This is a genomic window from Streptomyces sp. NPDC058375 (genome assembly GCF_042723425.1).
GTDB lineage: Bacteria > Actinomycetota > Actinomycetes > Streptomycetales > Streptomycetaceae > Streptomyces > Streptomyces durocortorensis.
In genome coordinates this window covers 1-7,884 of sequence record NZ_JBHXJG010000302.1, presented here as the reverse complement: position 1 = coordinate 7,884, position 7,884 = coordinate 1, and the positions used below count along the sequence as shown (strand labels likewise).

Annotated in this window: 8 protein-coding genes; 2 read left to right on the top strand and 6 right to left on the bottom strand. The window is 68.9% G+C overall.

Features of this window, described 5'->3' with window-relative positions:
• Positions 1-361 precede the first annotated feature (361 nt).
• From ACFWM7_RS31410 to thyX, 3 genes are all read right to left on the bottom strand, one after another.
• Positions 362-2,047 carry a ribonuclease J gene (locus ACFWM7_RS31410; RefSeq protein WP_383267100.1) on the bottom strand — a complete coding sequence of 562 codons (1,686 nt, stop codon included), beginning with the start codon at positions 2,045-2,047 and terminating at the stop codon, positions 362-364.
• 129 nt (positions 2,048-2,176) lie between these two features.
• On the bottom strand, positions 2,177-3,076 hold the full coding sequence (gene dapA / locus ACFWM7_RS31405) for a 4-hydroxy-tetrahydrodipicolinate synthase (RefSeq protein WP_205084356.1): 900 nt from the start codon (positions 3,074-3,076) through the stop codon (positions 2,177-2,179).
• Positions 3,077-3,228: 152 nt separating this feature from the next.
• Positions 3,229-3,966 carry an FAD-dependent thymidylate synthase gene (gene thyX, locus ACFWM7_RS31400; protein ID WP_205084357.1) on the bottom strand — a complete coding sequence of 246 codons (738 nt, stop codon included), beginning with the start codon at positions 3,964-3,966 and terminating at the stop codon, positions 3,229-3,231.
• A 196-nt stretch (positions 3,967-4,162) separates the two neighbouring features.
• Between thyX and ACFWM7_RS31395 the strand changes: the two genes are divergently transcribed.
• A complete protein-coding gene (locus ACFWM7_RS31395) occupies positions 4,163-4,402 on the top strand; it encodes a hypothetical protein (RefSeq protein ID WP_383267097.1) in 240 nt (79 codons plus the stop codon).
• Positions 4,403-4,511: 109 nt separating this feature from the next.
• Entirely contained in the window at positions 4,512-5,063 is a 552-nt protein-coding gene (locus ACFWM7_RS31390) for a hypothetical protein (RefSeq protein WP_383267094.1), read from the top strand.
• An 86-nt stretch (positions 5,064-5,149) separates the two neighbouring features.
• On the opposite strand, the gene ACFWM7_RS31385 is transcribed toward ACFWM7_RS31390, so the two are convergent.
• The 3 genes from ACFWM7_RS31385 to ACFWM7_RS31375 form a co-directional block, all read right to left on the bottom strand.
• On the bottom strand, positions 5,150-5,701 hold the full coding sequence (locus ACFWM7_RS31385; RefSeq protein ID WP_383267092.1) for a hypothetical protein: 552 nt from the start codon (positions 5,699-5,701) through the stop codon (positions 5,150-5,152).
• Between the two features lie 11 nt (positions 5,702-5,712).
• Complete coding sequence (dapB, locus tag ACFWM7_RS31380; RefSeq protein WP_383267089.1) at positions 5,713-6,465, bottom strand: 4-hydroxy-tetrahydrodipicolinate reductase; 753 nt, start codon at positions 6,463-6,465, stop codon at positions 5,713-5,715.
• A gap of 25 nt (positions 6,466-6,490) precedes the next feature.
• The coding region (locus ACFWM7_RS31375) for a M16 family metallopeptidase (RefSeq protein WP_383267086.1) at positions 6,491-7,884 on the bottom strand (1,394 nt) is incomplete at its 5' end.

Here is a 7,884-nt window from a genome sequence, read left to right as displayed (position 1 = left end):
CGTTTCCGACTCTATCAGACGCTTTCCAGTGTCTGACTCCCGGTCGAAGCGGGCCGTGCAGTTTCGCTTTCCAGGTTCTTCGCTTTCGCGTTTTCTCTTTCCAGCGCTTCCGACTTTACCAGACTCTTTTCGTTCCGTTTCCGGTCCGAATTCGATTTCCGGTGGCCTGTGGAGTGGCCTCGCCTTTCGGCGGATCCGACTTTATCAGAGATTCTGAGTCGGAATTCCCGCCCGGTTCGGGGTGATCCAGGCACACGAGTGCGCGCGGTGCTTCCCGTTCAGGCGGAGACGTAAACGTACTGGAGCGGGGCGCCCCGATGCAAATCGGGGGCCCCGCTCCAGGTCAGGCGGTCGTGAGGGGTCAGACCTCGACGACGACCGGAAGGATCATCGGGCGCCGGCGGTAGGTGTCGGACACCCACTTGCCGACGACGCGCCGGACCATCTGCTGGAGCTGGTGGGGCTCCATCACGCCGTCCTGCGCCGACTTGTCCAGGGCTTCCTGGATCTTCGGGGTCACGCCGACGAAGGCGTTGTCGTCGATGCCGGAGCCCCGGGCCTGGATATGGGGGCCGCCCACGATCTTGCCGGAGGAGCTGTCGACCACGATGAACACCGAGATGATGCCCTCGTCACCGAGGATGCGGCGGTCCTTGAGGGAGGTCTCGGTGACGTCGCCGACGGAGAGGCCGTCGACGTAGACGTAACCGGCCTGGACCTTGCCGACGATCTTGGCCTTGCCGTCGATGAGGTCGACGACCACGCCGTCCTCGGCGATGACGATGTGGTCCTTCGGCACGCCGGTGAGCGCGCCCAGCTCGGCGTTGGCCCGCAGGTGGCGCCATTCGCCGTGGACCGGCATCAGGTTCTTCGGCTTGCAGATGTTGTAGAAGTACAGCAGCTCGCCGGCCGAGGCGTGGCCCGAGACGTGGACCTTGGCGTTGCCCTTGTGGACGACGTTGGCGCCCCAGCGGGTCAGACCGTTGATCACGCGGTAGACCGCGTTCTCGTTGCCGGGGATGAGGGACGACGCCAGGATCACCGTGTCGCCGGGAACGATCCGGATCTGGTGGTCGCGGTTGGCCATTCGGGAGAGGGCCGCCATCGGCTCGCCCTGCGAACCCGTGCAGACCAGCACGACCTCGTCGTCCGGGAGGTCGTCGAGGGTCTTGACGTCCACGACCAGTCCGGCAGGGACCTTCAGATAGCCCAGGTCGCGGGCGATACCCATGTTGCGGACCATCGAACGGCCGACGAAGGCGACCCGGCGGCCGTACTCATGGGCGGCGTCCAGGATCTGCTGGATGCGGTGCACATGGCTGGCGAAGCTCGCCACGATGATCCGCTTCTGGGCGTTCGCGAAGACCGTGCGCAGGACGTTGGAGATGTCCCGCTCCGGCGGCACGAAGCCGGGGACCTCGGCGTTCGTGGAGTCGGAGAGGAGGAGGTCGATGCCCTCCTCGCTGAGGCGTGCGAACGCGTGCAGGTCGGTGAGACGGCCGTCCAACGGGAGCTGGTCCATCTTGAAGTCACCGGTGGCCACGGCCATGCCCGCAGGGGTGCGGATGGCGACGGCCAGCGCGTCCGGGATCGAGTGGTTGACCGCGATGAACTCGCAGTCGAAGACGCCGATGCGCTCCCGCTGCCCTTCCTGCACCTCAAGGGTGTAGGGGCGGATGCGGTGCTCCTGGAGCTTCGCCTCGATGAGCGCGAGGGTCAGCTTCGAGCCGATGAGGGGGATGTCCGGCTTCAGGCGCAGCAGGTACGGGACACCACCGATGTGGTCCTCGTGGCCGTGCGTGAGGACGATGCCCTCGATGTCGTCCAGGCGGTCCCGGATCGTGGTGAAGTCCGGCAGGATCAGGTCGATGCCCGGCTGCTCCTCCTCGGGGAAGAGGACGCCGCAGTCGACGATGAGCAGGCGGCCGCCGTACTCGAAGACCGTCATGTTGCGGCCGATCTCGCCCAGGCCGCCGAGCGGGGTGACCCGCAGGGCGCCCTTCGGGAGCTTCGGCGCGGTACCGAGTTCAGGGTGCGGATGACTCAAAAGACTCTCCTTACCACGCACGCCACGTACCGCTGAGGCACGTGGCGCGCATGTCATTCGTGCACTTGCTGTTGTCTTGGGTGGTGTTCGATGCGAGTCGCCTCGCGTGTTCAGTTGTGAAGTCTGTGTTCAGAGCTGTACCCCGCCGGCGGCAAGATCGATCTTGAGCTGGGCCGTCTCCTGGGCGCTGAGCTCCACCAGGGGCAGGCGCAGCGGTCCGGCCGGGAGGCCCTGAAGGGTCAGGGCGGCCTTCGTGGTGATGACGCCCTGGGTGCGGAACATGCCGGTGAAGACCGGGAGCAGCTTCTGGTGGATCTCGGTGGCCTTCTGGACGTCGCCGCTCAGGTGCGCCTCGATCAGGGCCCGCAGGTCGGGGGAGACCACGTGGCCGACGACGGAGACGAAGCCGACCGCGCCGACCGAGAGGAGCGGCAGGTTGAGCATGTCGTCGCCGGAGTACCAAGCGAGGCCGGATTCGGCGATGGCCCAGCTGGCGCGGCCCAGGTCGCCCTTGGCGTCCTTGTTCGCGACGATCCGCGGGTGGTCGGCCAGCCGGACGAGGGTCTCCGTGTCGATCGGCACCCCGCTGCGGCCGGGGATGTCGTACAGCATCACGGGCAGGCCGGTGGAGTCGGCGATGGCCGTGAAGTGCCGGAGCAGGCCCTCCTGCGGCGGCTTGTTGTAGTACGGCGTGACGGCCAGCAGGCCGTGGGCGCCGGTGCGCTCGGCCGTCCGGGCGAGCTCGACGCTGTGGCGGGTGTCGTTGGTGCCGATGCCGGCGACGACATGCGCACGGTCGCCGACCGCTTCGAGCACCGCCCGTACGAGCTGGTCCTTCTCCGTGTCACTGGTGGTCGGGGACTCACCGGTGGTGCCGTTGACGATCAGGCCGTCATTGCCTGCGTCCACCAGGTGGGCGGCGAGCCGCTGGGCGCCGTCGAGATCGAGAGCGCCGTCCGCCGTGAAGGGCGTGACCATAGCGGTGAGGACCCGCCCGAAGGGGGTCTGCGGAGTGGAGATCGGAGCCATGGGTAACACGCTACTCGCTGCTCAGCGCGCGGGGTGCCCTCGGGGGGACGGGGAAGAGGAGCCCGGCACTGCCTGCTCGGGGGTTCAAGCAGTGCCGGGTCCGTTTGATCAGCCTAGATGAACTTCTCGAAACGCCGCAATACGGACACCGCCTACGGGGCTACCCGTCCATTTTTGTTGAAGGCCGCATGAGTGAGCGGCATGAGCCGCTCCCAGTGGGCTTCCATCTGCTCGCCGACCATCTCGATCTCGCGCTGCGGGAAGGACGGGACCTTCGCCAGCTCGTGCTGGGTGCGCAGGCCGAGGAAGTGCATCAGGGAGCGTGCGTTGCAGGTGGCGTACATCGAGGAGAAGAGGCCGACGGGAAGCACCGCGCGGGCGACCTCGCGGGCCACGCCCTTCGCCAGCATCTCCTGGTACGCCTCGTAGGAGGCCCGGTAGGACTCCTCCATGGCACGGGTCGTGACGTCGTACTGCTCCTCGGTGCCCTCGACGAACACGTACTTGCCGGGGCGGCCCTGCTGGACCAGCTTGCGGGAGGTTCCGGGGACGTAGAAGACCGGCTCCAGCTCCCTGTAGCGGCCCGATTCCTCGTTGTAGGACCAGCCGACGCGGTGCCGCATGAACTCGCGGAACACGAAGATCGGGGCGCTGATGAAGAAGGTCATCGAGTTGTGCTCGAACGGGCTGCCGTGCCGGTCCCGCATGAGGTAGTTGATGAGCCCCTTGGAGCGCTCGGGGTCCTTGGTGACCTCTTCGAGCGACTGCTCGCCGGCGGTGGAGACCCGGGCGGCGAACAGCACGTCCGCGTCGCGCGCGTCGCTCTTCACCAGCTCGACGGTGACATCACTGCGGAAGTGGGGCTTTGCGGGTTCGGGGGTGTCGGTCACCGACGGGGGTCCTTCCAGGGGCTTCGCTCGGGCGGCGACCACTTTACGGGCCGGCGGACCGTGCATGTACGCGGCTGTCTCGGGCAGCCGTTCGTGGAGTTCCCCCAACAAGTACGGCGATTCGGGCACCGATTCGGGCTGTCGTACGTCTGACTCAATAGCAGCACCCGTCATGCAGATCAAGGAGAGTTTCCTCATGTTCCGCCGGCGTGAAGCCGTCCCGTTCTCGTTCGTCGCGGAGTCCGACCGGTTCCGCAGTAATGTCACTCCCCCGCCCGCCGCCCGCGCCACCGTTCCCGAACTGCTGGGGCGATCGCTCGTCGGGCTGACCCTCGTCGCCGGTCTCGCCGGCTCGCTGCTGCTCGGTCTGCCGGCGCTCGACTCCGGACAGCCCGCTGAGCACGGCAAGCAGTCCACCGCTTCGCAGGGCCGCTGAGCCGTAGGCCGCTGACTCGTACGGACCCCCTGGGGTGGTCGGGCCGGGGGCGGTCTCGGTAGCCTCACCGGGCACAGCAATCGAGCGTGCTTGTGAGTGAGGATGAGTCGTGCCCCTGCCCTTTCTGACGGCCGACCGCGCATTCGACGCGAGCGCGGAGGACGTTGCGCTGCCGTTCGACGACCATGACAGCTGGCGGCGGCCCTACCGCCCCGGTCCGTGGCGGGTCGCGGCGGCGGCCACCCTGTTGTTGCTGGCCTCGTTCGTTCTGCTCGCGGCCATGATCATCGGAGTGGCCGGAGCGCCCTCGGGCGCCACCGTGTGTCTGGCTCTGGCCGGTGCGGTGATCGCCGCCGCCCTGCGGCTGCTGCGGGTCGGCGCGTGGGTCAGCCGCCATGGTGTGCGGCGCGTCGGCTTCTTCCGGACCACCACGGTGGCGTGGAGCGGTACGTCGGCGGTTCGTACGGTCCAGCAGCCCGTGAAGTGGATGGGCTTTCCCCGTACGGTCCAGGGCCAGGCGCTCGTCGTGGTCCGGAGGAGCGGTGAGACGCTGCCGCCGCTGGCCACCGACCACAACGCGGACTTCCTCGGGCGCGAGGAGGCGTTCGAGCGGGCCACGGATGGGGTGGAGGCCTGGGCGGATGAGTATCGGCTCGGGTGAGCCGTTGGTTTTCGCCGTCTGTACGTGAGTGAGCCCGGTACCCGTGGGGGTGCCGGGATCATCTGCGTACGGCGTGAAAGATGTCCTCAATCGCCGGACGGGCTGGAGGGTGCGGCCGGGCTGGAAGGTGCGGGCTCGCTCGGCGAAGCCGAAGGTGCGGGCTCGCTGGAGGGTGCGGCCGGGGGTGGGGGTGCCGACGGACTGGAACGGTGCAGGGCGATCGCCCTCTGCATCGCCTTGCGGGCCCTGGGGGTGTCCCTCGCGTCCTGGTAGGCGACCGCCAGCCTGAACCAGGTGCGCCAGTCGTCCGGGGCGTCCTCGGTCTCCTCGCGGCGCTTGGTGAAGGCCGCGTCGGCGGCGTCCCGGTCGATGCGGCCGGACGGGGTGCGGGCCAGGTCGTCGACCGGGAGGCCGCCCTCCGCGTCCAGCTCGGCCGCCAGCGCGTTGGCGCGGCGGACGAACTGGGTGTTCTTCCAGAGGAACCAGACGCCGATCACCGGCAGGATCAGCACGGCGACGCCGAACGTGACCGTGAGCAGCGTGCCGTGCCTGATGAGCATCAGGCCGCGGCCGCCGACCAGGACGAAGTAGAAGACCAGGACGGCTGCCGTGGTGAAGTAGGTGATCTTTGCGCGCATGGGGGGCTCAGTCAGTTCAGGTCGAGGAAGTGTTCCAGGCCGAACGTGAGGCCGGGAGTGGTCACCACGCGGCGGACGCCGAGCAGGATGCCCGGCATGAAGCTGCTGTGGTGGAGGGAGTCGTGGCGGATGGTGAGGGTCTCGCCCTCGCCGCCGAGCAGCACTTCCTGGTGGGCCAGCAGGCCGCGGAGGCGGATCGCGTGGACCGGGACGCCGTCGACGTCCGCGCCGCGCGCGCCGTCCAGGGCGGTGGTGGTGGCGTCCGGCTGGGGTGCGATGCCGGCCTTGGCGCGGGCCGCCGCGATGAGCTGGGCGGTGCGCGTCGCGGTGCCTGAGGGGGCGTCGACCTTGTTCGGGTGGTGCAGCTCGACGACCTCGACGGACTCGAAGTAGCCGGCGGCCTGCTCCGCGAACTTCATGGTCAGGACCGCGCCGATGGAGAAGTTCGGGGCGATGAGGACCCCGGTCTCCGGAGAGTTGTCCAGCCAGGCGGTCAGCTGCGCGAGCCGTTCGTCGGTCCAGCCCGTGGTGCCGACGACGGCGTGGATGCCGTGCCGGACGCAGAAGTCGAGGTTGCCCATCACCGATGCGGGGGTGGTCAGCTCGACGGCGACCTGGGCGCCCGCCTCGGCGAGGGTCTCCAGCCTGTCGCCCCGGCCCAGGGCCGCCACCAGCTCCAGGTCGTCGGCGGCCTCGACGGCTCGTACGGCCTCGGAGCCGATACGGCCCTGAGCCCCGAGAACGGCTACGCGCAGCTTGCTCATCTTGATTCCTTGAGGGATTAAGGGATTAGGAAACCGCTTCGTGGAGGCGGTCCGCCTGCTTGTCCTTGAGCGGGCCGATGACCGAGAGCGAGGGGCGGTGGGTGAGGAGTTCGCCCGCCACCTCCCGTACGTCGTCGGGGGTGACCTCCGCGATGCGCGCGAGCATGTCGTCGACCGACATCTGCTCGCCCCAGCACAGCTCGCTCTTGCCGATACGGTTCATCAGCGCGCCGGTGTCCTCCAGGCCGAGGACCGTGGACCCGGAGAGCTGGCCGACGGCGCGGGCGATCTCGTCGTCGTCCAGGCCGTGCGTGGCGACCCGGTCCAGCTCGTCGCGGCAGATCTTCAGGACGTCGTGGACCTGGCTCGGGCGGCAGCCCGCGTACACGCCGAAGAGGCCGCAGTCGGCGAAGCCCGAGGTGTACGAGTACACGCTGTAGGCCAGGCCGCGCTTTTCCCGTACCTCCTGGAAGAGGCGCGAACTCATACCGCCGCCGAGGGCCGTGTTGAGGACGCCGAGGGCCCAGCGGCGGTCGTCGGTGCGGGCGAGGCCGGGCATGCCGAGGACCACATGGGCCTGCTCGGTCTTGCGGTTCAGCAGCTCGACCTTGCCTGCGGCGCGCAGCGTACGGGAGCCCTCGCGGGGCGCCATGGGCACCGCGTCCGTACGGGAGAGGGCGCCGGCCTTCTCGAAGGCGCGGCGGACCTGGCGTACGACCGTGGCGTGGTCGACGTTGCCCGCGGCGGCGACGACCAGGTGCGTGGGGTCGTAGTGCTTCCTGTAGAAGCGGGCGATCTGGCCGCGGTTCAGCGCGTTGATCGTGTCGACGGTGCCGAGGACGGGGCGGCCGAGGGGGGTGTCGCCGAGCATGGTGTGCGCGAACAGGTCGTGCACGCAGTCGCCCGGGTCGTCCTCGGTCATCGCGATCTCCTCAAGGATGACGCCGCGCTCGGCGTCGACGTCCTCGGGGGCGATCAGCGAGCCGGTCAGCATGTCGCAGACCACGTCGATGGCCAGCGGCAGGTCGGTGTCCAGGACCCGCGCGTAGTAGCAGGTGTACTCCTTCGCCGTGAAGGCGTTCATCTCGCCGCCGACCGCGTCGATCGCGGAGGAGATGTCGAGGGCGGTGCGCTGGGCGGTGCCCTTGAAGAGGAGGTGTTCGAGGTAGTGGGTCGCGCCGTTCAGGGTGGGCGTCTCGTCGCGGGAGCCGACGTTCGCCCAGATGCCGAAGGTGGCGGACCGGACGGAGGGCAGGGTCTCGGTGACGATCCGCAGACCGCCGGGGAGGACGGTCCGGCGGACCGTTCCGATGCCGTTGCTGCCCTTGAGAAGCGTTTGGGTACGGGCGAGGGCCCGCGGCTCCCGCGGTGTGGGGGGCCGCGGCGCGGGACAACGGGTCGTGACTTGTAGGTGGGGTG